Origin of the sequence: Bradyrhizobium denitrificans (assembly GCF_013179005.1) — a bacterium.
GTDB lineage: Bacteria > Pseudomonadota > Alphaproteobacteria > Rhizobiales > Xanthobacteraceae > Bradyrhizobium > Bradyrhizobium denitrificans.
The window spans coordinates 26,241-52,381 of the sequence record NZ_JABFDP010000043.1; the positions used below are offsets into that span (position 1 = coordinate 26,241).

General features: G+C 63.8%; 22 protein-coding genes. 6 read left to right on the plus strand and 16 right to left on the minus strand.

All coding sequences use genetic code 11. The features are described 5' to 3' along the window. Window positions 1-32: 32 nt before the first annotated feature. The 7 genes from HL671_RS34235 to HL671_RS34265 all read right to left on the minus strand — a co-directional run bounded on the left by HL671_RS34235 (window position 33) and on the right by HL671_RS34265 (window position 9,250). On the minus strand, window positions 33-1,655 hold the full coding sequence (locus HL671_RS34235) for a dipeptide ABC transporter ATP-binding protein (protein WP_172242759.1): 1,623 nt from the start codon (window positions 1,653-1,655) through the stop codon (window positions 33-35). Continuing rightward, on the minus strand, window positions 1,652-2,482 hold the full coding sequence (locus HL671_RS34240) for an ABC transporter permease (protein WP_012044374.1): 831 nt from the start codon (window positions 2,480-2,482) through the stop codon (window positions 1,652-1,654). Before HL671_RS34240 ends, HL671_RS34235 begins: the two co-directional genes overlap by 4 nt. Window positions 2,483-2,485: 3 nt before the next feature. Further along, window positions 2,486-3,463 carry an ABC transporter permease gene (locus tag HL671_RS34245; RefSeq protein WP_012044373.1) on the minus strand — a complete coding sequence of 326 codons (978 nt, stop codon included), beginning with the start codon at window positions 3,461-3,463 and terminating at the stop codon, window positions 2,486-2,488. 24 nt (window positions 3,464-3,487) lie between these two features. Continuing rightward, complete coding sequence (locus tag HL671_RS34250; protein ID WP_012044372.1) at window positions 3,488-5,104, minus strand: ABC transporter substrate-binding protein; 1,617 nt, start codon at window positions 5,102-5,104, stop codon at window positions 3,488-3,490. A gap of 316 nt (window positions 5,105-5,420) precedes the next feature. Continuing rightward, on the minus strand, window positions 5,421-7,046 hold the full coding sequence (locus HL671_RS34255) for an ATP-binding protein (protein WP_172242762.1): 1,626 nt from the start codon (window positions 7,044-7,046) through the stop codon (window positions 5,421-5,423). Continuing rightward, window positions 7,043-7,744 carry a response regulator transcription factor gene (locus HL671_RS34260; protein WP_041750789.1) on the minus strand — a complete coding sequence of 234 codons (702 nt, stop codon included), beginning with the start codon at window positions 7,742-7,744 and terminating at the stop codon, window positions 7,043-7,045. The genes HL671_RS34255 and HL671_RS34260 overlap by 4 nt, the downstream gene beginning before the upstream one ends. A 24-nt stretch (window positions 7,745-7,768) precedes the next feature. After that, window positions 7,769-9,250, minus strand: a complete 1,482-nt coding sequence (locus tag HL671_RS34265; RefSeq protein WP_172242780.1) for a DUF4153 domain-containing protein — start codon at window positions 9,248-9,250, stop codon at window positions 7,769-7,771. Window positions 9,251-9,458: 208 nt separating this feature from the next. Here HL671_RS34265 and HL671_RS34270 point away from each other — a divergent pair, with 208 nt between their 5' ends. Then, window positions 9,459-10,889, plus strand: coding sequence for a glycoside hydrolase family 3 protein (locus HL671_RS34270; protein WP_172242765.1), 1,431 nt, complete (start codon window positions 9,459-9,461; stop codon window positions 10,887-10,889). Here the strand turns inward: HL671_RS34270 and HL671_RS34275 are convergent. The 3 genes from HL671_RS34275 to HL671_RS34285 form a co-directional block, all read right to left on the minus strand. Then, window positions 10,854-11,141, minus strand: coding sequence for a hypothetical protein (locus HL671_RS34275; protein WP_012044367.1), 288 nt, complete (start codon window positions 11,139-11,141; stop codon window positions 10,854-10,856). The two genes, HL671_RS34270 and HL671_RS34275, sit on opposite strands and share 36 nt — an antisense overlap. 131 nt (window positions 11,142-11,272) lie before the next feature. Next, window positions 11,273-11,464 (minus strand): DUF3072 domain-containing protein, encoded by a 192-nt coding sequence (locus HL671_RS34280; RefSeq protein ID WP_012044366.1) that lies wholly within the window; start codon window positions 11,462-11,464, stop codon window positions 11,273-11,275. Window positions 11,465-11,591: 127 nt separating this feature from the next. Next, window positions 11,592-11,891: a hypothetical protein gene (locus HL671_RS34285; protein ID WP_172242768.1), complete on the minus strand. Its 300-nt coding sequence runs from the start codon at window positions 11,889-11,891 to the stop codon at window positions 11,592-11,594. Window positions 11,892-12,115: 224 nt separating this feature from the next. Here HL671_RS34285 and HL671_RS34290 point away from each other — a divergent pair, with 224 nt between their 5' ends. After that, complete coding sequence (locus HL671_RS34290; RefSeq protein ID WP_172242771.1) at window positions 12,116-12,676, plus strand: type 1 glutamine amidotransferase domain-containing protein; 561 nt, start codon at window positions 12,116-12,118, stop codon at window positions 12,674-12,676. A 202-nt stretch (window positions 12,677-12,878) separates the two neighbouring features. On the opposite strand, the gene HL671_RS34295 is transcribed toward HL671_RS34290, so the two are convergent. From HL671_RS34295 to HL671_RS34305, 3 genes are all read right to left on the minus strand, one after another. Further along, entirely contained in the window at window positions 12,879-14,372 is a 1,494-nt protein-coding gene (locus HL671_RS34295) for an HWE histidine kinase domain-containing protein (RefSeq protein ID WP_041751540.1), read from the minus strand. A 13-nt stretch (window positions 14,373-14,385) separates the two neighbouring features. After that, a complete protein-coding gene (locus HL671_RS34300) occupies window positions 14,386-20,844 on the minus strand; it encodes a HAMP domain-containing protein (RefSeq protein WP_417903711.1) in 6,459 nt (2,152 codons plus the stop codon). A gap of 668 nt (window positions 20,845-21,512) precedes the next feature. Next, a complete protein-coding gene (locus HL671_RS34305; protein WP_246579764.1) occupies window positions 21,513-22,049 on the minus strand; it encodes a DUF4142 domain-containing protein in 537 nt (178 codons plus the stop codon). 95 nt (window positions 22,050-22,144) lie between these two features. Between HL671_RS34305 and HL671_RS34310 the strand changes: the two genes are divergently transcribed. Continuing rightward, on the plus strand, window positions 22,145-22,339 hold the full coding sequence (locus HL671_RS34310) for a hypothetical protein (RefSeq protein ID WP_012043972.1): 195 nt from the start codon (window positions 22,145-22,147) through the stop codon (window positions 22,337-22,339). Window positions 22,340-22,359: 20 nt separating this feature from the next. Then, complete coding sequence (locus HL671_RS38850) at window positions 22,360-22,491, plus strand: hypothetical protein (protein WP_256374713.1); 132 nt, start codon at window positions 22,360-22,362, stop codon at window positions 22,489-22,491. An 18-nt stretch (window positions 22,492-22,509) separates the two neighbouring features. Here HL671_RS38850 and HL671_RS34315 read toward each other — a convergent pair whose 3' ends face one another. After that, entirely contained in the window at window positions 22,510-23,415 is a 906-nt protein-coding gene (locus HL671_RS34315) for an SDR family oxidoreductase (RefSeq protein ID WP_374050130.1), read from the minus strand. A gap of 309 nt (window positions 23,416-23,724) precedes the next feature. On the opposite strand from HL671_RS34315, the gene HL671_RS34320 reads away from it, so the two are divergent. Together HL671_RS34320 and HL671_RS34325 are read left to right on the plus strand one after the other, a co-directional pair. After that, window positions 23,725-23,955 carry a DUF6894 family protein gene (locus tag HL671_RS34320; protein ID WP_246579765.1) on the plus strand — a complete coding sequence of 77 codons (231 nt, stop codon included), beginning with the start codon at window positions 23,725-23,727 and terminating at the stop codon, window positions 23,953-23,955. A 270-nt stretch (window positions 23,956-24,225) separates the two neighbouring features. Continuing rightward, window positions 24,226-24,603, plus strand: a complete 378-nt coding sequence (locus HL671_RS34325) for a PRC-barrel domain-containing protein (protein WP_172242774.1) — start codon at window positions 24,226-24,228, stop codon at window positions 24,601-24,603. 249 nt (window positions 24,604-24,852) lie between these two features. On the opposite strand, the gene HL671_RS34330 is transcribed toward HL671_RS34325, so the two are convergent. Both HL671_RS34330 and HL671_RS34335 read right to left on the minus strand, forming a co-directional pair. After that, entirely contained in the window at window positions 24,853-25,128 is a 276-nt protein-coding gene (locus tag HL671_RS34330; protein WP_012043976.1) for a hypothetical protein, read from the minus strand. A gap of 287 nt (window positions 25,129-25,415) precedes the next feature. Then, window positions 25,416-25,571 carry a hypothetical protein gene (locus HL671_RS34335; protein ID WP_012043977.1) on the minus strand — a complete coding sequence of 52 codons (156 nt, stop codon included), beginning with the start codon at window positions 25,569-25,571 and terminating at the stop codon, window positions 25,416-25,418. Between the last annotated feature and the right edge of the window lie 570 nt (window positions 25,572-26,141).

Below are 26,141 nucleotides of genomic sequence, written 5' to 3' on the forward strand. Positions count from 1 at the left end.
CGGGTTCTTCGTTCCGGATCATGCTGCAGAGCTCACGGATGCGGTGTCCGGGCGAAGTCGCCGCCCGGTATGGCGTCGAGCAGCGCCCGCGTATAGGCATGCTGCGGCGTGCCGAACGCCTGATGGGTGAGGCCGTGTTCGACGACCACGCCGTCCTTCATGACCGCGACGAGGTCGCAGATCTGCGCCGCAACCCGCAGATCATGCGTGATGAAGATGATGGACAGGCCGAGCCGCTCCCGCAAGCTGGTGAGAAGCCTCAGGACCTGCGCCTGCACGGAGACGTCGAGCGCAGACACCGGCTCGTCGGCAACCAGCACGTCGGGCTTCAGCGCGAGCGCGCGCGCAAGCCCGATGCGCTGGCGTTGGCCGCCGGAGAATTCGTGCGGAAGGCGATCCGCCGCAGACGGATCGAGCCCGACGAGCTGGAACAGCTCACGCGCCTCGCTGAGCGCCTTGTCGCGCGGTGTGCCATGCACGATCGGCCCTTGAGCCACCAAGTCGATCGCCTTGCGACGCGGGTTCAGCGAGGCAAACGGATCCTGGAACACCATCTGCATCTGCTGCGTCCGCTGCCGGATCTCGCGGCGTGACATCAGCGCCCAGTCGTGGCCGTCGAGCAGGATCGATCCCGCATCGGGATCGATCAGCCGGATGATGCAGCGGGCGAGGGTCGATTTGCCTGAGCCGGACTCGCCGACGATGCCGAGCGTCGCGCCCTTGGGCAAGGTGAGCGAGACATCCTTGACCGCATGGGTCACGCGCGCGCCACGGCCGAGAAAGCCGCCGGTGCGATAGGTCTTGACCACGCCCGACAGCGCGAGAAGCGTCTGGTCCGACAGTCGGCGCGGCGGCGGCGCGGCGACGGGCGGCACCGCGGCGATCAGCTGCTGCGTATAGGCATGTCGCGGGTTGCGGAGCACCTCGCGCGCCGTCCCGTGCTCCACCACCACGCCATGCTGCATGACGACCACCCGGTCGGCGATTTCGGCGACGACGCCGAAATCGTGGGTGATGAAGAGCACCGCGGTGTTGCGACGCTGTTGCAGCTCGCGAATGAGCTTGAGGATCTGCGCCTGCGTCGTGACATCGAGCGCTGTGGTCGGTTCGTCCGCGATCAGCAGCTTCGGATCGAGCGCGAGCGCCATCGCGATCATTGCGCGCTGCCGCTGGCCGCCGGACAGCTCATGCGGATAGGCCTTGGCAGCCCGCGGCGGATCCGGGATGTGGACGTCGCTCAGCAGCGAAAGCACGCGCGACCGGATCTCGGCCTTCGCGAGACCGGTGTGGATGTCGAGCACTTCGCCGATCTGATCGCCGATCGTGCGCAGCGGATTCAGCGCTGTCATCGGCTCCTGGAACACCATCGCGATCTCGGCGCCACGGATGCTGCGCATCTCGGCGGCCGATGCGACGCAAAGATCACGACCGACGAACAGGATGCGCCCATGGTCGGTGGTGACGCCCTGCGGCAGCAGGCGCATGATCGCATTGGCCATCATCGACTTGCCGGAGCCGGACTCGCCGACGATGCAGACGATCTCGTTTTCGACGACCGACAGCGACACCTCGGTGATCGCATGGCTGCGGTCGGCGCCCTTGGGGAGACGAACGCTGAGGCGGTCGACCGTGAGAATGGGGCCCGTTGAGCTCATCGCTGTTTCAGCCGCGGGTTCAATGCGTCGTTGAGGCCCTGGCCGACGAGCGACACCGCGAGCACGGTGATCAGAATGGCGACGCCGGGGATCGCCGAGACGTACCATTGCACCCGCAGCACATCGCGCCCGAGGCCGATCAGATTGCCCCAGGAGGCGACATTGGCGTCGGACAGGCGCAGAAAGGCGAGCGCGCTTTCCAGGAGGATCGCGACCGCCATCACGACACCGGCATAGACGATGACCGGTGGCAGCGCATTCGGCAGGATCTCGCGCAGGATCAGCTGCGCGTCGGGCATGCCGAGCGTGCGGCCGGCCTGGACGAATTCGCGGCTGCGCAACGAGAGAAATTCCGCCCGCGTCAGCCGCGCTGGCGCCGGCCATGACACGATGCCGACCGCGATCGTCACCGTCGTCAGGGTGGAGCCGAACACCGCGACCAGCACCAGCAGCAGCACGAAATTCGGCAAGGTCTGGAACGCCTCGGTGATGCGCATCAGGATGTTGTCGATCCAGCCGCCATAATAGCCGGCGATGGCGCCGACCATGACCCCGATCGTGACCGCGATCAGCGTCGCGACGCCGCCGATGAGCAGCGAAATCCGCGCGCCATGAAAGATCTGGGCGGCGATGTCGCGCCCCGAATTGTCGGTGCCGAGCAGAAAGCGCGGATTGGTGAAAGGCCAGACGAGAGGACGTCCGGCGAGCGCAAGCGGATCACGCGGATAGAGATAGCCGGCGCTGATCGCCATGCCCACGACGATCAGCAGCAGCACAAGGCCGAGCACCGCGGCGGGACTGCGGAAATAGCGTTTCAGGGCGTCCATGCGCTAGCTCTCGGCCGCGATGCGCGGGTCGAGCCGCGCGTAAAGCAGGTCGGTGACGAAGTTGACCAGGATCACCAGCAACGCGGAGACGAAGACGATTCCCAGCAGCGTGTTGAGGTCGCGCTGCACCACGGATTCATAGGCCAGGCGTCCAAGGCCCGGCAGCGAGAAGACGGTCTCGACCACGACCGAGCCGCCGAGCATGGTCCCGGCCTGCAGTCCGATCAGCGTCACCATCGGCAGCAGCGCGTTGCGCAGCACGTGGCGGGTGATGATCCTTGTCTCGTCGAGGCCCTTGGCGCGCGCCGTGCGGACAAAATCGAGATTGAGCACTTCGAGCATCGATGCCCGCATGATGCGGAGATAGATGGCCAGGAAGATCAGGCCCAAGGTCAGCGACGGCAGGATCAGATGGCTGGCGATGTCGAGCACCCGCCAGATCCCGGTCCTGATCGCGCCGATATCCTCGAAGCCGCCGGCGGGAAGCCATTGCAGATAGATCGAGAACACGACAATGGCCATCAGGCCGAACCAGAAGGAGGGCGTGGCGTAGAAGATCAGACCGACCGTGGAGATCAGCGTGTCCGGCCAGCGGTTGACGCCGCGCGCGGCGATCACCCCGAACACCAGGCCGAAGAAGAACGCGAAGGACAGCGCCGAGGTCATCAGCAGCAAGGTCGGCGGCAGCCGTTCGAGGATCACGGTCGCGACCGGCTTGCCGTAGATCGCGGAGAAGCCGAGATCGAGCCGCACCAGGCGCCACAGATAGTTGGCGAGCTGCATCGGGATCGACAGGTCCAGCCCGTAGAAGCGGCGGAGCTCACGCGCGGTGGCGGCATCACCGCCGCCCATCTGCGCCATCATCGCGTCGACCGTGTCGCCCGGCGCGAGCTGCAGCAGCAGAAAGACGCCGACCAGGATCAGGACCAAAGTAGGGATCGAGGCGGCGAGCCGCCGCCCCGCGAGGCTCAAAATGCGCATGGTCTCATTCTGACCGACTTCGGCTCAGGCGGAAAGCCAGAGATCATGCCAGCTCGACGATCCCCAGCGCGGCGTGTTGGAGTGGTTGCGCGCCTTCGCCGTGATCACGGTGACGAAGATCTGCTCGATTGGCATCCATACCGGCAGCTCGGTATTGGCCTCGCGCACGAAGTCGGCATAAAGCGCCTTGCGCTTGACCGGATCGACCTCGGTTGCCGCGTCATCGATGATCTTGTCGATCTTGGCATCGTCCCAGCCCCATTGGTTGGTCCAGGGGGCGCCCTTCGGCTGGCCGGAGCGGTACCACACCGTGGTGGAGACCGCCGGGTCGTTGCGGTACTGGTGCCAGCCGGTGGCGAGATCGAAGGCGTGCTCGTCATAGACCTGTTTGAGGAAGCCGCCGCCGTCATTGCGAACGATCTCGATCGCGATGCCGACCTCGCTCAGGGATTGCTGGATGAAGGTCGACCACAGCGAGATGTCCTCACCCCATGGCGCGGGCAGCAGCTTGAGCGAGAAGCGGGTTCCCCCGGCGCCGGGCTTGTAGCCGGCCTCGTCGAGCAGCGCTGCGGCCTTGGCCTTGTCATAGGGATATTGCGGCGTATTCGCGCCGGGATAGAAATCGGTCGAGGTCGACGGGATCGGCCCGGTGCCGAGCTTGGCGAAATCGCCGAGGAAATTCTCGATGAAGAAGGGGACGTTGATCGCGTGCGCGATGGCGCGTCGCACCTTGATGTCGGACAGTTCCTTGCGGCGAACGTTGAACTCCAGCGTATTGGTGCGGGCGTTGCCCTCATTGCCCTTGGTCGAGACGATGAAACGCTTGTCCTTGCCGAGCCGTGCCATGTCCGAGATCGTCAGCCCCGAGAACGGGCTGTAATGCAGCTCGCCGGCCTCGAGCTGCGCGGCGGCGGCGGCGCGGTCGGTGATCACCTTCCACACGATGCGGTCGAGATAGGGCGCGTTGGAACGCCAATAGTCGGCATTGCGCTCGGCAATGATGTATTGCCCGCGCTCATATTTGACGAACTTGAACGGGCCGGTGCCGACAGGGGCGAGGTTGGCGGGGTTCTGCCGGATGTCGCCGTTCTCATAGATGTGCTTGGCGGAGATATAGCCGAGATCGGGCAGCGCGCGCAGCAGCAGATTGAGCGGCATCGGGCGCTCGTAGCGGAAGATCGCGGTCTGCGGATCCGGCGTGTCCACCGCCGTCAGAAACAGCTGCAGCGTCGATCCGTAATTGAGGATCTTCTTCCACATGTTCATGGCCGTGAAGGCGACATCGTCGGACGTGAACGGCTTGCCATCATGCCAGGTGACGCCCTTGCGCAGCTTGAACGTGATCGTCTTGCCGTCGGGCGTGGCCTCCCAGCTCTCGGCGAGCACGCCGACCGGCTGACCGTTGGCGTCGAGATCGACGAGGTTTTCCTGGATCTTGCCGCCGATGATGTAGACACCGGTCGAGGCCTGCAGGCTCGGATTCAGCTGCCGCTGCTCGGCGCCGTAATGGACGTTGAAAACGCCGCCCTTGCGCGGGGTCTCCTGGGCGAAGGCCCGGAAGGGGTTGACCACGTTTGCGGCGATGGCGGCAGAGGTCAGAAGAGCGGTACGGCGGTTGATCTCGAAACGGCTCAAATTCATCAAGGTCTCCCGAAGGCCATGTCGACGCTGGCCGATGGTGCAATCGCGGCGAGATTACGCGGATCGAGAGGCTGAGTCATTCCCAATCACGCAGCCGGACCTTGGCTGCGGTGACCGCCGTGCCTGCGCCGCTGGGCAATGGATCGCTCGTATACAAACATTCGGCAGCATGTTTGAGCTCTCGCGCTGTGTCGCGATAGGTTTTGCGGCTAGGCGCGCGCCGGCTGACCCGCGTCCAGTGTGGATTGATCCCGCCATCCTCCACAGCAATATGGTCGTCGGCGTTCAACCTCGAAGGAGGTTGCCAACTCAGATGCTATTTGAGGTGTACGCGGCTGGCGTCTTCGGCGTCTCGGGCCGGCATTCGCAGCGCGAAGCTGACCTCGGTCGTGTCCGGCAGGAGGTCGATCGCGCCGCCATGGCTGGTCATGATGGCCCGCACGATGGCCAGCCCCATTCCGGTGCCGCCGCTGTCCCGGCGGGTGGTGAAGAACGCATCGAAGATCCGCTCGCGGTTCCCCGCGGAGATCGGATGACCGTCGTTGCTGACCCGCAGGATCAGCTGATCCCCATGCTCCTCCGCCGTCAGACGGATGGTCCGGGCGCCGTGACGCACGGCGTTGTCGGCGAGATGCGTCAGGGCTATCAGAAGCGTCTCGCCGGAGAGCTCGACGCAACGGCTCAGCGCGCCCTGCGTTTCGAGCTGCACCGCTGGAAACAGAGCTCGCAGCTGATCGACGACGTCGGCCGGGCAGCAGGCGTCGCTCTGCGGCAAGGCTTCCGCCCGGGCCAACTCGCGCAGCCGGTGCGCCATCTGTTCCAGCCGCTCGGTATCGCCAAGAATGTTGAGAAGAAAGCGTTCCTGCTCGGTCCTTGTGAGGTGATCCGACGAGGCCCGGAGCGAATCCAACAACAGCTCCGCCGCGCCCTTGATGGAGGTCAGCGGCGATTTCAGCTCATGCGTCAGATGCGCGGAAAAGTTCTTCAGGTAGCTGGAGCGCCGCGCCAGCTGCTCGGCCATGGCGAAGAAATGCTCGGCCAGCTCGGCGAAATCCCGCGTGCCGTAATGGGCCAGCGGCCGGAATCCTGCCGGATCGTTCCGGCCGATCCTGCCGGCGCGATCGACGAGATCGCGCATCGGTCGCGTGATCGTGCGGGCGACGATCAGCCCGACCAGCAAGGTCGTCAGGATGATCGCGGAGCCCGCCGCGATGAACTTGCCGCGCTCCTGATAGAGGTGTTCGAAGATGTTGCGCGGTGTTCGCGACGTGTAGATCACGCCGGCGACGTGATCGTTGACGATCACGGGCATGGCCGAGAAGACATGGACGCCGACTCCGCGGCTGATCGAATAGATCGGGGGGGGCGATTTGTCGGGAATGCGGATGCGCAGCGCGGCGCCGTATTTTCCGGTCAGAGCGGTGGCGACCTCTTCGATGTGAGCGAGCGACTTGCCCATCTCATCGCGGCCGGCGATCACCACCCCGTGCGGATCGAGTATACGAAATCCAGCGAGGGTGACCTTCTGCGTTTCGCGGACGACTGGCCAGAGCCGTTCGCCGATTGCGATATAGGCCGGGTCCGCAGGCCGGATGGCCTCGCGGGCGTCGGGGCGGCGGACGAACAGATCATTCCCCAGGAGATCGAGCAGGGGCCGGATCGGGGTGACCTCATCTGACGCGTCGGGCCTCGCCTCGGGCGGGATCTCGGCACCGAGCGCAATTCCCGCTGGGACGCGCGCCGCAACCTCCTCGGCAAAAATCGCGGCAAGCACGCGGCTCTGCGCGATCAGCTCGGCTTGCGTCTGACGGATCAGCTGGTTGTCGTAGATGCGGAAGAAGAACAATCCGACCAGCGGCAAGGTTGCGACCAAGGCCAGCACGCCGAAGACGATCTGTCCCAGCGACGGTCGCCATTTCTCCTTCGGTTTCGGCGCGATCATGGCGCGCCGCAGCGTCCGAGCCGGAAGCCGACGCCATGCACCGTTTCGATCGCGTCCTCACAACCGGCGGAGGCAAGCTTGGCGCGGATGTTTCGGATGTGGCTGTCGATGGTGCGGTCGGAGACCTGTATATTGAGCTGATAGGCCGCCGTCATGATCTGCTCGCGGCTGAATACGACCGTGGCGCGCGTCATCAGCGTACGCAGGATGCTGAATTCGAGCGCCGTCAGCGTCAGCGGCGTCTCGGCAAAGCAGGCGAGGTGCTGCTGCGGGTCGAGGCGAAGCCGGCCATGGATCAGCTCGTCGGGCTCGACCGTGCGATGGGCTCCGGCGGTCGCGACGCGGCGGAGAATGACATTGACCCGGGCCACCAGCTCGCGCGGGCTGAACGGCTTGGTGACGTAATCGTCGCCACCGATCTCCAGCCCAAGGATGCGGTCGATCTCCTCGTCCCGAGCCGAGAGAAACAGGATCGGCACCTGCGATGTCCTGCGGATGCGCCGGCAGACCTCCAGCCCGTCGAATTCCGGCATGCCAACGTCGAGGACGATCAGGTCTGGTCGCTCGTCGGTGAACTTGATCAGAGCGGCGCGGCCGTCGGCGGCTTCCGTCACCGCCATGCCGGCCTTGCTTAACGCAACGCGCACAACCTCCCGGATATGCGGGTCATCGTCGACAATGAGGATTCGGGGGGACACGGTCGGAGGCTCCGCGGCGACACATCAGCTGGGGTTCTGCAACAGGGGATGTGTATCGAGATAGCGCTGCAAGCGCCAGCCGCGAAAGCTCCAGGAGCGCCAGTCCGCCATGCGAGTTTGCTGCTGCAGGAGGAGGCGGTCTCGGTCCGCTGTCAGCCGCCGGTCGGATGGCGACATCAGCATGGCCCGGTCGATCGCCGGCAGCGCCTGCGGCCCGAGCCAGACGAGGTAATCGCTGTCGATGGACGGGCCGCTCCGCCCGGCCTCGCGGCTGTGGGCCACGTTGTAATCGGCGATCACGGCGTCAAGATTGACGAACGTGCAGGCGTAGATCGTGATCGAAAGCATCACCAGGTTCATGCGGATCAGCCAGGCACTCGGCTTGTCGAGGGCGATCCTGAGCACGATGAGAACGAGGCCCATTGCAACCAGGATCATCCAGATCAAGGCTGCGAGTCGCCAGTAGGTCAGGGCGTAGGTGTCGACGTACATGTGCAGCCGCTGGATCGAGGAGACGACCAGCAACACATTCTGTGCCACCCAGAGATAGATCAGTGGACGAATGAGCGGCGATCCGGTTGCCGTGATTTCGGAGCGGCCTGCGACGATGACGAAAACGGCTGCAAGCAGCGCCGTGACGATCAGCACATAGGCGCCTCGGTGCGCATAGGCCGCGTAGGTCACGCCGTTCGGAAGCGCAGCATGTCCCCACAGATAGGCTCCGTCGAGAATGGTCTGGATGGCAAACAGGACGTTGAACAGGATCAACGACCGGATCACGGTCGCGGGACCGAGCACGGTGGACAGCAGGGAGGGGGCCTGATCGGGCTCGCGGTCGACCGCCGGCTGCGTCGGTTCGACACGCTGGCGCCAGCGCAGGTGGACGAACGGCCATATCATCGACAGCGCCAATAGCCAGAAGATCGCACGCGCCGTCGTCAGCTCCGAAGCAGAGCCGTCGAAGCTGAAGACATCGAGCCATTGCGCGATGACCGGATTCGCGACCGCGAACAACAGGACGAAGACCCCGCCGAGCGTCAGTGGGATGCTCCAGACCAGCAGGGCGCGCGTGAGCGAATGATCGCGCAGCATCATGATGATGTCGGGCACGAGCCGGAATGGTCCGATCAGGAGCAACTGTCGGGCGGCGGTCAGCGGCAGCGTGAATCCGCGGGCGCCTGGATCGGTCGCGAACGCCACCGCCGACAGGATCATGACCAGCATGATGGGGAATGACAGCAGGCCCAGATTCTCGACGACAGGAGCCAAGCCGGCGACGAAGAGGGCGGTCGCTCCGATCAGCCGGGCGCGCGAGGTCATCGCGACATTGACGAGGATGCCGGCCGTGGCGAGCGCGGCGAGGAACAGCGGCAGGCCAAGGCCGATCGGGCGGCCGTCGTAAAGCAGGATGTCGGCCATTCCGACGAGGCCCAGAGCGATTGCGAGTTTGAGCCATCTGGAATCAGACGCGGCTGGGGTGGCCGTCAGCTCGGCGGAGGCGGTCATGCGAAGGTCCTCGATGGAAGCGATGCGGCCGGGATGCACCAGCCGATGAGCCACCATGACGCCGCCACGTGCAGCCGCTGACGAGCGGGTCTGCAGCATTTCAGGATTTGTTTGCAGATTTCGTGCAGAGGCGACTCCGCCGCTGGCGAAGGCGGATCGGCATTGTTACGCAAAAGCCGTCTTTCCCCTGGAATGATCGGCTGCACACATGCTCGGGCGTATCAGGACGGCAGTCCTCTGGAGCCTTGCTCTGCTCTTCATCTTCATCACGTTCAACAGTAACGAGCCGTATCTCGTTCGGCTCCGCGGCACGGGTCACGCCGCCTTGCTGATCGTCGGTCTGGCGGCTCCGCTTCTGCTCCTGCTCAGCGGACGCTGGCGGCACGGTCTCTCCGGGAGGCTGCTCGTCCTCGTCTGGTGCATCCCGCTGCTCGCGCTGACATCAACGCAATTCACGTTCGCCTGGCGCAAGTACGAGACGTTCGACACTGCGCCCGAGGTCGCGCGGCTGCTCGGACGGCATTTCATGGTCGGTTACACGTCAACGGCGGATGCTGCCGCGCTGGCGCGGCAGGGCCTGATCGCCGGCATCTACGTGACCCACCACAACATCGTAGGGCGAACCGCTGCTCAACTTCGTGCTGAGATCGCGCGGCTGCAGGCCGAGCGGGTCAGCGCCGGCCTGCCACCTCTGCTGGTCTCGGCCGATCAGGAGGGAGGCTCTGTCGCGCACCTGTCTCCGGCTGTGCCGAACATGCCCGCTCTTGCGACCTTGGCCGACCTGCCGGAGGCGCGGCGGATGCAGCGGGCGTTTGAGATGGGACAGAGCCAGGGACGGTCCCTCGCGGACGCCGGTATCACCTTGAATCTCGCGCCGGTCGTCGATCTGCGGCCGAGTTGGACGCACAACAGGTTCGATTTCCACACGCTGATCAGTCGGCGCGCGATCTCCAATGATCCGGCCGTGGTCGGCGACATAGCGCTCGGCTATGTGCGCGGTCTCGAGGCCAGTGGCGTTCGCGCCGCCGTCAAGCACTTCCCAGGTCTCGGGCGCGTTGCGGCCGACACGCATCATTTCTCGGCAGATCTCGAAACACCTGCGGAGGTCTTGGAACAGGCGGATTGGCGGCCCTTTCGACAGGTGCTCGACAATTCGGATGCGGCGATGATGGTCGGCCACGTCGTGGTCGATGCGATCGACCGCGAGCGTCCGGCATCGCATTCCAAGGCCGTGCTCGACGGTCTGATCCGGGGCCGATGGAACTACCAGGGCGTGATCGTCACCGACGACCTCGTGATGGGCGCGATCTACGGCCGCGATCTCTGCAAGGCTGTCGTCGAGGCTCTCAGCGGCGGCGCCGATCTGCTGCTCGTCGCCTATGATGGCACGCAGTTTTACCGCGTGCTGGCCTGCGCCAAGACGGCGCTGGCGGAAGGACGGATCGATCTGGCGGCCCTCCGCAGGAGCGATGAGCGTCTGCGGCGCTGGATGTCACGGGAGGAGGGGCCCCTGGCAGCGAATGCCTCGACAGGCGACATGGCCGCGCCGACCCGGCATCGCAGCCTGGCCGATGAGGACACTGGTCCAACAAACGGCGCGTCGTCAGCGCGGACCGTTGCCGGTCCAGTCGCGCCATGAGACATTGGAGAGGCTTCGCAGATCCGTGGCCAGCGGCCGGCGCGCCTGCTTGTCATATTGGCCGATGACCTGCTCCGACTCGCGGATCTTGAGCTGGAGCTCAGCCACCTGCCGCTTGGTCCGTTCGATCGCCTTGGCGTCGGCGCTTTCGCCGACTGTGAACCGCGCTGTCTCGATTTGCTTCAAAGCCGCGCGGTACTTCTTGAGCTGAGCGCGATGCCAGGCAACCTTGCTGTCACTGTCCGCAACCATGGGGTACTCCCGCGAAATGCGGCAAGACTAGACGACCGAGTCCTGATTCGCGACCTTTTCAGGCTATTTTAGCCTGTCGCCGAAGCCACTGGAATACCGGTCCCGCTACTTGGTGGGCAGATCGAACGATCTCAGTCCAGTCCCGCTGCGCGCCGCATCTCGTCGATCAGCTCGGACGCTTCAGCCTTGGTCCGCACGTCCTTCGTCGGATCGGGCTGGCCTGCCTGCTCACTCAGGGTCTTCAAGTAGGAGGCTTGCGCATTGGTCACCGGATCGTCTCCCGACGCCCAATCCTTCGGATCCTTTTCAATCTTCTCGGTCATGCCGATTTCCACTCTTGGCTGCATCTCACGTGGTTGAGTCCCATGAGGTGCCAACGCGGATGATCGTAGAATGTTCCGTATATGTTCTTTGTACGAAAAGAAGGCTGGTCGTGCCAATTGCCCGTGCTCATGAGGACGTCTCTGCCGCCGTCTTCTTTCCCGTAGGCGACGGGCGTTGCTCCGCGCCGTTGTCAAGAGTCCGGTCAGCGCTGCGCGCGTCTGGAAAAACGATCTCTTGGCCAGGAGCTCCAGCAAGCTCGTCCGCCGTGGCTTCGCAAGGTTTGATCTCGAAATTGTTGTCGAGCACCTTCTCGCCGTGCGTATCCAAGGTCACGAGATCTGCACGCTCCGCGGCCTCCCAAACCTCGCGCTCGGTCCGAAACGGACGGGTCATTTGTTCGTCGTTTTCAAAGAGTGCATAGGGCACGGGGAGCTCCAGATCGGAATCCGTCGATGGAGCGTCCGGCTGGTCCGCTTGGTGAGGGCGGACAGACAGGGGCTGCTCCCGCATACAAACTGCGGCAGAGCTTCGCTGTTCCATGGCGAGCCCCCCGCGCTCGATGAGTTGTGACGATCAGTCCTGACCTGCGGCGGGAACGATGGTCGCGCCGGTCGGGTTGGCCAGCGTGTCCGTCTGAACAGGAGAGCACCATGGATATCAAGGGAAAGAAGATCGCCATTCTCGCCACGAACGGCTTCGAACAAGCGGAGCTCGAAGTGCCGCGCGATCGCTTGAAGCAGGCCGGGGCGACCGTCGACGTGATCTCGCTCGCCGCCGGCCAGATCAAGGGCTGGGACCAGAAGGATTGGGGACGCCCCGTCAAGGTCGACAAGACGCTCGACCAGGCATCGGCATCGGACTACGACGCCATCGTGCTGCCAGGCGGCCAGATCAACCCGGACCTGTTGCGCCTCGAGCCGAAGGCGCTGAAATTCATCAAGGACATCTTTGAGGCAAAGAAGATCGTGGCCGCGGTCTGTCATGCGCCATGGCTGCTGATCGAGACGGGCATCGCGAAAGGTCGCAAGATGACGTCCTACAAGTCCATCAAGACCGACGTCGTGAATGCCGGTGCCGATTGGCAGGATGCGGCGGTCGTCGTCGACCAAGGTGTCATCACGTCGCGCAATCCCGGCGATCTGGAAGCCTTCAGCGCCAAGATCATCGAGGAGGTCAAAGAGGGCCGGCATCTGCAGCGGAGCGCCGCTTGAGGCGGCTGCCAGGGCCGGGAAGGCCGGCTGAACCGGCATCTCGGCCCGAACGGGCCCAGCGCTCGAAGGGTCGAACGCTGGGCCGCAGTCCACACGGAGTTGCCTTCGGCGCGATGGGGGAATGCCGCCGGAGACAGAGGGAAAGACGTCGGCTGCGGCGCGTCGTTCCTAATTTCGTGTCACCGGCGTCGTCGGCTGCCGATCAGCCGGCGGCCCGCTGTCGGGCTGCCTTGGGCGCCGCGCTCGTGAAGGCGCTGGTCATTTCCGGCGGCATCGCGCCCGGACGCAAGGGCACGATCAACCGACAGACCAGCCCTTCGGGCCGCCAGTCAAACAAAGCCCGCCCGCCGAGTTGGCTCTCGACGCTTGCCATCAGGCTGCGGGTCCCAAATCCGCGGGAGGTCGGCACGTGGACCCGCGGCCCGCCGGTTTCGATCCACACGATCTCGAGAACATCGTCCTCGATGGTCCATTTGACCGAGAGATGACCAGAGCGGACCGACAGGGCGCCGTATTTGGCCGAGTTCGTCACCAGCTCGTGCAGGGCCAGCGCCAGGGTTTGTGCCGTCGCCGGCTGTAGCTGGAGTTCGGCACCGCCGAACGCCACCTGTCCGCCGGTCGCATAGGGCGCGAGCTCCTCGCCGATCAGCCGGCTGATCTCTGCGCCCTGCCAGCTCGAAAGCGAGAGAATGGTGTGAACGCGTGCGAGCGCGCTGATGCGGCCCTCGACTGCGCTGACATAGGTCCGCACGCTGTCGGCCTTGGTGAGCCTCACGATCGACTGCGCCAGGGTCAGCGCGTTCTTGGCCCGGTGATCGACCTCGCGGGTCAATAGGTTCTGGCGCTCTTCGGCGCGCTTGCGCTCGGTAATGTCGATGGTGACGCCGCTGACCCGGATCACGCGTCCAGCCTTGTCGGTCGTCGCCGCCGCCGTTCCAACGCACCAGCGCTGTTCGCCATCGGGCCTGTTGATGCGGAACTCGGCCTCGCAGGACGTCGTGCCCCGACCGAGCTCGGCGACCACCTGCCGCGCACGCTCGGCGTCGTCGGGATGCAAGAGGCTCATGATGTTGACGTTGTTGAGCTCGAAGGTCTGCGGCGTGACGCCGAAGATGCGGTATTGGCCTTCGTCCCACATCCAGTCGCCATTGATACCGTCCCAGTCCCAGGACCCCATCCTTCCGGCCGCGATGGCCATGCTGCGGCGCTGCTCGCTCTCCAGTAGCTGGGCCGTGGATCTTTCGAGCTCTGCGGTGCGCGCGCGAACGCGGTTCTCGAGCTCCTGGTTCAAATGTTCCAGCTCGCGCGTCTTGCGATAGAGCTCGGTGAACACCTTGATCTTCGCGCGCAAGACCTCCGGCACGACCGGCACCGGCACATAGTCGACCGCGCCCATTTCATAGCCGCGCAACCGGTCGAAATCGCTGACTTGAACCGCCGAGATGAAGATGATCGCGATCTTCTGAAACCGCGGATGCTCGCGGATCATCTGCGCCAGCTCGAAGCCGTCGAGCTCCGGCATGCAGACGTCCACGAGGATGACCGCGATCTCGTTCTTCAGGAGAATCTCAAGCGCCGCGCGGCCTGACGTGGCGACCACGAGGTTTTCGCCGAGTTCCTTGAGGATGACCTCATAGGCCAGCAGCTTCGCGGGCTGGTCGTCAACCAGGAGGATGTTGACCTTTTCATGTTCCATGATGATGCGCCGTTCAGCGGTGCAGCCACATGCGGATCGCAAGAAGCAACTGCTCGGTGTTGACGGGTTTTGCGAGATAATCGGAAGCGCCGGCTTCGAGGCACTTCTCGCGATCTCCCTTCATGGCCTTCGCGGTCAGCGCGATGATCGGGAGCCGGGCAAAGGCAGGGTTCTGCCGGATGACGCCGATCGTCTGGTAACCATCCATCTGCGGCATCATGATGTCCATCAGCACGATCGAGATCGCAGGCGTGCTCTGCACCAAGTCGATCGCTTCGGCGCCGGTCGTCGCGGTCAGCACCTTCATGCCGCGGCGCTCCAGCACGCTCGACAGCGCGAAGATGTTGCGGGCGTCGTCGTCGACCAGCAGAACCGTTTTTCCGACGAGGTCTTCGTCGGAACTGTTCAGCTTTTCGAGCATTCGCTGCTTTTCTATCGGCAGTTCCGTGATGACGCGGTGAAGGAACAAGGCTGTCTCGTCGAGCAGCCGCTCCGGCGACTCCACGCCCTTCACGACGATGCTGCGGGCCATCGTGTGTAGTTCCGCGTCCTCCTCGGCGGACAATTCACGGCCGGTGAAGACGACGACAGGAATGCCTGACAGGGTTTCGTCCGAACGCAACTGATCGAGCACGTCGAATCCGCTCATGTCCGGGAGGCGGAGATCGAGAACGACGCAATCGCAGGGCGTGCCGCGCAGCGCCTCCAGCGCGCCCGCACCGGTGTCCGCTGCGAGGATCTCGATGTCGTCATGATCAAGCAGCTGACGGATGCTTAGCTGTTCGGCCGCATTGTCCTCGACGATCAACAGGCGCTTGCGGCGCGGCTGCGCGTACTCCTTGATCTGGCTGAGCGCGGCACTCACGCCCTCGGTGGTTGTCGGCTTGTTGACGAAGGAGAACGCTCCACGCGCCAGCGCATGCTGACGGTCCTCGTCCAATGTGATGATCTGCACCGGAATGTGCCGGGTCAGAGGATTGTGCTTGAGCTGGCTCAGAACCGTCCAGCCCAGCATGTCCGGCAGGAACACATCCAGGGAAATGGCTGCGGGCTGGTACTGCTTGGCGAGGTCGAGGGCTTCCGCGCCGCGGGTGGCGACCAGGATCTTGAAGCCCTTGTCGCGCGCGAGATCGATCAGCACGCGGGCATAATGCGGGTCGTCCTCGACGATCAGAAGGGTCGTGTCGCCGGGGGCGAGCTCGAGCCTGTCGTCGGCCAGCTGTTCGGCGACGCGGTCGGAGGCCGGAGGCTGCTGAGCCGGCAGCAGCGGCGGAGTGTAGGACGCAGCTGGTGTCGGGCTGATGCGCGGAGCGACGGCCGGACCGGAATATTTCAGCGGCAGGTAAAGTGTGAACGTGCTGCCCTTGCCGGGGGCGCTCTTCAGATGAATTTCACCGCCCAGCAGGTTCGCGAGCTCGCGGCTGATGGCGAGCCCGAGCCCGGTGCCGCCATATTTGCGGCTGGTCCCGGCGTCGGCCTGCTGGAAGGCCTCGAAGATCAGCTTCTGCTTGTCCTGGGGAATGCCGATGCCGGTGTCGGAGACTTCAAAGGCGATGACGGCCGGCGCGGTGTTGAGGACCGGATGCTCAGCGCTCCACCCGCCAAGTGCAGCCGAGACTTTCAGCCGGACGCCGCCGTCCGCAGTGAATTTGAAGGCATTCGAAAGCAGGTTCTTCAGCACCTGCTGCAGCCGCTTGGAATCCGTGACGATGCTTCGCGCAAGGTTCGGATCGACATCGATATTGAAGGACAGCAGGCGGTTTTCCGCCTCGTGCCGGAACGGACGGCCGACCGTCTCCAGGAGGTTGGCGGTGAGGATCTCCTCGGCGTCGACGGTCACCGTGCCGGACTCGATCTTGGACAGATCGAGAATGTCGCTGATCAGGTTGAGAAGGTCGGTGCCTGCGCCATGAATGGTGCGGGCGAATTCGACCTGCTTCATGGTGAGGTTGCCGTCGGGGTTTTCGGTCAGCTGCTGGCCCAGGATCAGGATGCTGTTGAGCGGCGTGCGCAGCTCGTGCGACATGTTGGCCAGGAACTCGGACTTGTACTTGGAGGTGAGGGCAAGCTCCGTTGCCTTTTCCTCGAGCGCGCGCCGGGCCTGCTCGATCTCCTGGTTCTTGCGTTCCACCTCGACGTTGCGCTCGGCCAGCTGCTGGGCTTTCTGTTCGAGCTGCTCGTTGGTCTGTTGCAGCTCGCGCTGCTGCGCCTGCAGCTCTGCCGCCAATTGCTGGGACTGTTTGAGCAGGCCCTCGGTCTGCATGGTGGCTTCGATCGAGTTGAGCACGATGCCGATGGAATCGGTGAGCTGCTCCAGAAACGTCATCTGCGACGTCGTGAACGGGCTGAGCGACGCCAGCTCGATCACCGCCTTGACCTGGTTCTCGAATAGCACAGGGAGCACGACGAGGTTCTTAGGGACGGCGCGAAGCAAAGCAGAGCCGACCGGAATGACGTCGGACGGAATCTCGGAGATCAGCCGTTGCCGCTTGTCGATGGCGCACTGGCCGATCAGCCCTTCGCCGAACTGGACCGACTGGCGATGGGGATACACGCCGTCATCGGCGTAGGAGGCGAGCAGGCGCAGCTGCGGCGAATACTCGTTCTCGACCTGGTAGATCACGCCGCGATGCGCATTCACGAGCGGCGTCAACTCACTGAGCAGCAGGCGGCCGACGGTTGTCAGGTCGCGCTGCCCCTGCAGCATGTTGGTGAAGCGGGCGAGGTTCGTCTTCAGCCAGTCCTGCTCGGTGTTGAGGTCGGTCGTGAGCCGCAGGTTGGTGATCATGGTGTTGATGTTGTCTTTGAGCTCGGCCACCTCGCCGCGCGCATCGACCTGAATGCTCCGCGTGAGGTCGCCCTTGGTCACGGCAGTCGCGACTTCGGCGATGGCGCGGACCTGCGAGGTCAGGTTGGCCGCGAGCAGGTTGACGTTGCCGGTCAGATCCTTCCAGGTGCCGGCCGCGCCAGGCACGTTGGCCTGGCCGCCGAGCCGCCCTTCGACGCCGACCTCACGGGCCACGCTGCTGACCTGATCGGCAAAGGTCGCGAGCGTCTCGGTCATGTTGTTGATGGTGTCGGCGAGGGCTGCGACCTCACCCTTGGACTTTACGGTCAGGTTCTGCTTGAGATCGCCATTGGCCACGGCCGTGACCACCTTGACGATGCCGCGGACCTGCTCGGTCAGGTTGGCCGCCATGAAGTTCACGGTGTCGGTGAGGTCCTTCCAGGTTCCGGCGACACCTGGCACCTGGGCCTGGCCGCCGAGCTTGCCTTCGGTGCCGACCTCGCGGGCCACGCGTGTCACCTCGCCGGCGAAGGCGTTGAGCTGATCGACCATCGTGTTGATGGTGTTCTTCAGCTCGAGAATCTCGCCCTTCACGTCGACGGTGATCTTGCGCGACAGGTCGCCGCGCGCAACCGCCGTGGTGACCTCGGCGATGTTGCGAACCTGCGTGGTGAGATTGGCCGCGAGCAGGTTGACGTTGTCGGTCAAATCCTTCCAGGTGCCGCCGACGCCGGGCACCACGGCCTGGCCGCCGAGCCGGCCCTCGGTGCCGACCTCGCGCGCCACGCGCGTCACCTCGGCGGCGAAAGAGCGCAACTGCTCGACCATCGTGTTCAAGGTGTCCTTGAGCAGCAGAATCTCGCCGCGCACGTCGACGGTGATCTTCTTCGACAGGTCGCCGCCGGCGATGGCGGTCGCGACCTCGGCGATGTTGCGGACCTGCGCCGTCAGGTTGGAAGCCATGAAGTTGACGCTGTCGGTGAGGTCCTTCCAGGTGCCGGCGACTTCAGGCACCTCGGCTTGGCCGCCGAGCTTGCCTTCGGTGCCGACCTCGCGGGCGACGCGCGTCACCTCGGATGCGAAGGCATTGAGCTGGTCGACCATGGTGTTGATGGTGTTCTTCAGCTCGAGAATCTCGCCCTTCACGTCGACGGTGATCTTGCGTGACAGGTCGCCGCGCGCCACGGCTGTGGTAACCTCGGCAATGTTGCGGACCTGGGCGGTGAGATTGCCGGCCATCGAGTTGACGCTGTCGGTGAGATCCTTCCAGGTGCCGGCGACGCCGGGCACGTTGGCCTGGCCGCCGAGCCGGCCCTCGGTGCCGACCTCGCGGGCGACGCGCGTCACCTCGCCGGCAAAGCGGTTGAGCTGATCCACCATCGTGTTCAGCGTTTCCTTCAGGCTCAGGATCTCGCCGCGGACGTCGACCGTGATCTTGCGCGACAGGTCGCCACCGGCGATGGCGGTGGCCACCTCGGCGATGTTGCGGACTTGGGCGGTGAGATTGCCGGCCATCGAGTTGACGCTGTCGGTGAGATCCTTCCAGGTGCCGGCGACGCCCGGCACGTTGGCCTGGCCGCCGAGCCGGCCCTCGGTGCCGACCTCGCGGGCGACGCGCGTCACCTCGCCGGCAAAGCGGTTGAGCTGATCCACCATCGTGTTCAGCGTTTCCTTCAGGCTCAGGATCTCGCCGCGGACGTCGACCGTGATCTTGCGCGACAGGTCGCCACCGGCGATGGCGGTGGCCACCTCGGCGATGTTGCGGACTTGGGCGGTGAGATTGCCGGCCATCGAGTTGACGCTGTCGGTGAGATCCTTCCAGGTGCCGGCGACGCCCGGCACCTCGGCCTGGCCGCCGAGCTTGCCGTCGGTGCCGACCTCACGGGCGACGCGCGTGACCTCGCCGGCGAAGGCGTTGAGCTGATCGACCATCGTGTTCAGCGTCTCCTTCAGCTGGAGAATCTCGCCTGACACATTGACGGTGATTTTCTTGGAGAGATCGCCCTTGGCGACGGCGGTGGCCACTTCGGCGATATTGCGAACCTGGCCGGTCAGGTTGGAGGCCATCGAGTTGACGCTGTCGGTGAGGTCCTTCCAGGTTCCCGCAACGCCGCGCACCATGGCCTGGCCGCCGAGCTTGCCCTCGGTTCCGACCTCGCGGGCGACGCGCGTGACCTCGCCGGCAAAGGCATTGAGCTGGTCGACCATCGTGTTGATGGTGTCCTTGAGCTCCAGGATCTCGCCGCGCACGTCGACGGTGATCTTCTTCGACAGGTCACCATTGGCGACAGCGGTCGTCACCTCGGCGATGTTGCGCACCTGCGCCGTCAGGTTCGAGGCCATCGAGTTGACGCTTTCGGTCAGATCCTTCCAGGTGCCGGCAACGCCCAGCACATTGGCCTGGCCGCCGAGCCGTCCTTCGGTTCCGACCTCGCGGGCGACGCGCGTGACCTCGCCGGCAAAGGCGTTGAGTTGGTCGACCATGGTGTTCAGCGTCTCCTTCAGCTGAAGGATCTCGCCGGAAACGTTCACGGTGATCTTCTTCGACAGGTCGCCGCTCGCGATGGCTGTCGCCACGTCGGCGATATTTCGGACCTGCGCCGTCAGGTTCGACGCCATGAAGTTGACGTTGTCGGTCAGGTCCTTCCAGGTGCCGGCAACGCCGGGAACCTTGGCTTGGCCGCCGAGCTTGCCTTCGGTGCCGACCTCACGCGCCACGCGCGTCACCTCGGACGCGAAGGCATTGAGCTGGTCGACCATCGTATTGATGGTGTCCTTCAGCTCCAGGATCTCGCCGCGAACGTCGACCGTGATCTTGCGCGAGAGGTCGCCGCGCGCGACCGCCGTGGTCACATTGGCGATGTTGCGGACCTGCGCGGTGAGGTTGCCGCACATCGCGTTGACCGAGTCGGTGAGATCCTTCCAGGTTCCGGCGACGCCGGGGACAATGGCCTGGCCGCCGAGCTTGCCGTCCGTGCCGACTTCGCGCGCGACGCGCGTCACTTCTGAAGCAAACGATCGCAGCTGGTCGACCATCGTGTTGATGGCCTCCTTCAGCTGCAGAATTTCGCCGCGGACATCGACCGTGATCTTCTTTGACAGGTCGCCATTGGCGACCGCGATCGTCACCTCCGCGATATTGCGGACCTGACCAGTCAGGTTGTTGGCCATGGAGTTGACGCTCTCGGTCAAATCCTTCCAGACGCCTGTCACCTCCGGAACCTGCGCCTGACCGCCCAGCTTGCCTTCGGTTCCCACCTCGCGCGCGACGCGCGTCACTTCCGAGGTGAAGACGCTCAGCTGCTTGATCATTGTGTTGACGATGTTGGCCGACTGGAGAAACTCACCGCCGAGCGGCCGGCCGTCGACATCGAGTTTCACCGTTTGCAGAAGATCGCCTTGGGCCACCGCGGCAACGGCGCGCGTGACCTCGCGGGTCGGCCAAAGAAGGTCATCGATCAAGGTGTTGATGGAGCTTTCCATGTCGGCCCAGGAGCCGCTGGCGATGCCGAACCTCACGCGCTGGCGGGTCTTCCCCTCGCGACCGACAACCTGGCCGACGCGCTCGAGCTGCTGCGCCATCCGCTCATTGGCGGCGATGATCTCGTTGAACGTATCCGCGATCTTGCCGTCGATCCCGAGATAATCGCCGCTCATGCGCACCGAGAAGTCGCCGGAGCGCATGGCCTGGAGAGCCCGAAGCAGATCCTGACTTGCATCAGCGCTCTCGGTCCCCTGGCCATTCCGGCCGAAGCCTTGTCGCTGCGGCAACGGATTGTCGGCGCTATCGAGATCGCTCATCAAGTTCCCCCGAGGAAGAAACAACCACTCGCCGTATCCGAGACTCGCATAGTCGCAGAATAGAAGCCGCGGCAACTCGCCAAATCAAGCCAGATACAGATAATCCCTCTGATGGAACCGCACCGATCCGGCACAAGCGGCTCAACTTCTCTCCACGAATAATGTTCCAAACATTTTCGTCCTCCATGTGTAACGGCATTGGAACAGGCGCTGCTCCACGGGTTTGATTGACGAGGAGGAACTGATCATCAGGCCCCTCGCGATCAGTCTTGTTATGTTCCTGTCACTCGCGTCGACGGCAACAAGCATGGCTCGATCTGGGCAACCCAGCGGACCTGGATCCGTTACCGGAGACCCAGCAGCCGGCTCGGCCAATCCGCGATCCGCGCCACCCATCAGCGCCGGGCAGGGAAGTCGGAGCGGAAGCGGCACTTCGTCGTCCGGTGGCCGCGATGACAACGGCGACCAGGGCCGGGACAAGATGCCGGAGAGCAATTCCCGCGTCAGGTCGCCGGAGCAGCAGAACAAGACCGGCCGTTGACACGATCGGACTATTTCGTCGCAAGAGCCGCCTTCATGTCGGCCAGCTCGTTCTGCAGCAAGCCGAGTTCGGCTGAAACAAAGCGCTGAAGCTCGGCATTATCGGGTGACTGAAGGTACTTCGTCAGGATGGTGATGGTTGATTCATATTCTGCGACTTGCGCGGCGTAGAACTGTCGTACGAAACTGGGGCCGTCGGCCGGGTCGACGCCGGTCAACATGGTCTCGCGGCCGAGCGACTGCTTCGATGCTGGCTCAGCCTTGAGGCCTGTTCGGGTCTGGAGTTCGACCAGGGCGCGGGCTCGTCGCGTGGCGGCATCGGTCCGCATCGCCGCCGCGCTCGTCAAATCGGCGCGGCCGAACGCGGACGTCCGGTCGCTGGCGGATTGCTGAAACGCATCCAATTCGTTCAGCTTCGCGATGACCTGAGCCGCGCCGGGCAAGGGTGATTCCGCGAGCCTTCCCGCTTCGCTCTCGGGTTGAGCAACGCTCGGCGCGACGGATGTCAGCAAAAGCGCACTCGCGAAAAGGGTGACGATGCGAAGCATCCCTCGACAATAACGAAACCGTCTGCAGGTTCCAGGCTGCATTAATATCGCGTAACGCGGTTGCGTGCGTCGGGCAGGCTTCCCAAGTCATCGAAATGAAGCAATCAGACATCTTCAGAGAAAACGCCGACAATTGTCTTCACCTTGCGGAGCGCGCCGAAAGTGATCCGGCATTCCGCCGCTTCACGCGGATGGCTCACGGCTGGCACGCGCTTGCCCACGAGCAGGATTGGCTGGACGGTGAGGTCGCGCCGGTGACCGCCCGCAAGGCCGAGCCGCTCGGCGATTAACCTGCGAAAGGAGACCCGCGATGACCCCACGTACCGTGCTCATAGCGCTCCTGACCGCCTTCAGCTTGGCCTCGGCGGTCGCCGCATTCACGACGATCCGCCAGGTTCATACCGAAGCGTATTCGCTTCCGCAGCCGGTCACCCATATCTGATCTGATAAGGTCGCCGTGTCAGGGTTGGCCGGATCCGCCGGATGCGCCGTAGACCTGACCATTCGCATAGCTCGCGTCGGCTGCGGCGAGCTGAACGTAGATCGAGGCCAGCTCGGCCGGCTGGCCCGGGCGCCCGAGCGGCGTGTGGCCGCCGAACTTCTCCAGCTTCTCCATCGTTGCTCCGCCCGAGACCTGCAGCGGCGTCCAAATCGGCCCGGGGGCGACGGCATTGACGCGAATCCCCTTCGGTCCAAGCTGCTTGGCCAGTGATTTTACGTAGTTCATGGTCGCAGCCTTGGTCTGGGCGTAGTCATAGAGATCTGGCGACGGGTCATAGGCCTGCTCGGACGAGGTGCCGATGATCGCAGAGCCTGGCTTCAGGTGAGGGAGAGCGGCCTTGATGATCCAGAAGGGTGCATAGATATTCGTCTTCATCGTCGCGTCGAAATCCTCCGACGAGACGTCGAGGATCGACTGACGTGCCTGCTGCCGCGCGGCGTTGCTGACGATGATGTCCAGCCCGCCGAGCGCTTCGACAGCCTGCTGCACCAGCTGCTGGCAGAACCGTTCGTCGCGCAGATCACCAGGGAGCGCGATTGCCTTTCGTCCCTCTGCCGTGATGAGCCCGACCACCTCCTGCGCATCGGCCTCCTCGGTCGGATAATAGTTGATGGCGACATCGGCCCCTTCGCGCGCATAGGCGATCGCCGCCGCCCGGCCCATCCCCGAGTCGCCGCCGGTGATCAGGGCCTTGCGGCCGGCAAGGCGCTCGGAGCCCTTGTAGCTGGTCTCGCCGTGATCAGGTCGCGGCGACATCTTGCTGGCAAGACCCGGCCAGGGCTGCGACTGCCGTTCAAATGGCGGCCTGGGATAGTTGTTCGTCGGATCGATAAGCCCTTGAGGGGCCCCGGAGTCACCCGCCATCCTGCCTCGTTCTGTCGCTGCAGCTGAGGTCAAAGAAGCAGCTGCGAGCGTTGCCGTGCACCCAACCATCCGGCGTCGGGATATCGAAGATCTGTGCTCATCGGCCATGCGCTTGCTCCTCATGATGGTGCTCACCAACCAGTTCTGCCGACGAACGTTTCGACCCGGTATTGGAAATTTGGCATGCGTAATCGTGGATGAGGTGAGGCCAATTGGCGCGATGCGGATCGACCGGGGAACGAATGCCGGCTGGCCGCGTCGTGTCAGATCACGGCTGGACACACATCGGGCGAGGACACGAAGCTGAACATGGGCAATGAGATGCCATTCTATCAATTTGATTTGACAAACAACGAGTCGGTCGCGGCAGAACGCGACGTCGAACTGCCGGGCGACGTCGAGGCGATGGATTCGGCGGACGTCATCGCGCGTCAACTGATCGCCGTTTATCCCGAACTCCGCAGCCAGAATTACGCGCGGCTGGTTACCAACGAGGAGGGAGACGAGATCTGTCGTGTCCCGCTCGCCTTGCTTCACTAAGCGAACCAAAAGGAGACACGCAGATGACCCGAGATAGCCAGGGGATTGTGAGAACCGAACGCGGCGAGGAGCAACCGGCCGACAAGGAGCGGGCTCAGGCAGCTCACCAGACAACATCGCCCCAATCTCCCTCCCATGAGGCGACGCGTCATCCAGAGCGCAAGGACGATACGACAGCTTGACGTAAAGAGCTGCTTGAAAAGGGCCGGAACATCGCCCCGCAGGGGGCACGTTGCAGGTCTTCGAAGTTCTGAAGAACGGAGGTTAAGGATGACGCTCGACACGTCCATGTTGGACCAGCGCGAATATGGCAATCTGATCGGGAGTGATAAGGTCGAAGGCACCGCCGTCTATGGCGCTGACGACAGCAAGATTGGCACGATCGAACGCGTGATGATCGACAAGCTGAGCGGCCGGGTGTCGTATGTTGTGTTGGCTTTTGGCGGCTTTCTCGGCTTGGGCAACGACCATTATCCGCTACCCTGGCAATCGCTGAAGTATGACACCCGTCTTGGCGGCTATGTGACGGGCGTGACCGAGGAGCAGCTTCGTGGTGCGCCGAAATATTCCGACGAGCGCGAATGGGACTGGGGCGACCTCGCGACAGGTCGCAAGGTGGACGATTATTACGGGATCAAACTCGCTTAGGTGATGTGCGCGGCGTCATCGCCCGGGAACGAAGCGTCGGGCAGTTCGCTACGCTGCGCATGCGCCGCGGCATCTGCAAACCGCACCAGCGGTTCGACAGGAGTCGGCCGATGGACGACGCTGCGCCATCTGCGCTGGCGCTGCTCGGCCTGCTCACGGTCCCGGTGGTGCTGGGTCCGAAGTCGATCCAGCTCCGTGCACCCCAGCGCGGACATGAGGTGCCCCGGGAAACGTCCGAGACAGCCGGCCTCAGGCGGCCGGCGACGATTGTAGACCGCTCTCGGGCGCCGCGCCCACGAGGCTCCGCTTGCTCGACAGCCAGACCGGAATCTCGCGATAGCAGGTGCCCTTCTCGTTCATCTCGGCGACTGTCCAGCGGCTCGGGTGCCGCTCCTTGCCGACGAAGACCCAATCATCCGCCGATGGCGGCGGCTCATTAGGCCGGGTTCGCAGCCAGGCCGAACGGGCTCCCTTGGGCAGGCGGTCCTGCTTCATCTGATAGAGATCATAGACTGGCGAACGCATGACGCTACTCGTCCTCAAGCAACCGACTCACCTGCTGAGCGTGTCGAGCGGTCGCGGCGAAATTGTGGGAGCGTTGCGACCACCTTGTGCATAACTCGCATGGTAAAAAAACGCGCACGCGCTGGTGGGCTGGTCCACGCCGCCACCGTACCACGCATCATGGCAGATCGATTTGAAAGAAAGACGACGCGCGGGGTGGTTGAACAGCCCCGCGAGCCGAATTCTGCAAATTAAGATGGTATCGCGCAATGGATGACCCGCCGGGATCCCCAGCGGGGGAGCTTGCATCAGAAGAAAGCGTAGCTGAGATCGAGTCCGTAGGTAGCGTGAAGAATGAAGCCAAATGCAGTGGCGCCGCATAGCATCAGGATGGTCCGCAGCTTCTCGGAGTCGATGCGGGTCTCTTCGAGATGGGTCGGGAGAGCCTTGGTCAGTGTTGTCATTGTGGACCTCTGTACGCGAAACGAAGACTGAGATTGAGGCACGAAAAGAATATACGGAGATGATTAGAAGCCCTTTCGGGGCGAGTTCATGTTGAACCCCAGAAGAGCTCTAATTGTGAAAGTGGAACCCAGCATCGTGCAGAATTTGGGGCAAAGTTGCGGAAAGTAAATGATCCGCAAACTAAATCTCAGGTTGCTATTAGTTGCGCAAAGTATTGTTGCACGTCTCGGCTGTCTAATAACGGCGACAGGTTGTCGAGCGGTGAGGCTGCACCCTTTTAGGCTGAATTCCGATGGAAAAGCTGCTGGACGAGTCAACGCCTGCTTCAATCTGGCCGTTGTGACAACTGCTCGAAAGGTGTCGAGGCGCCCGGTTGCAAAAGCAACTCGAAGTATAGGCCCAGCGCGTCCCGGCGTCGGCCAATTTGCGGCGAAGCGTGGGCGAGTGTGGCGATCTCGCCACGGGTTTGCAGAGGTTGATGGCCTGAGCGGTATTATATGAAGGATGGTGGCGGAAGCCTCCCGCCGAGTGCAGTGAGACCGAACTTTGGACCACCCATAACTAGAGTT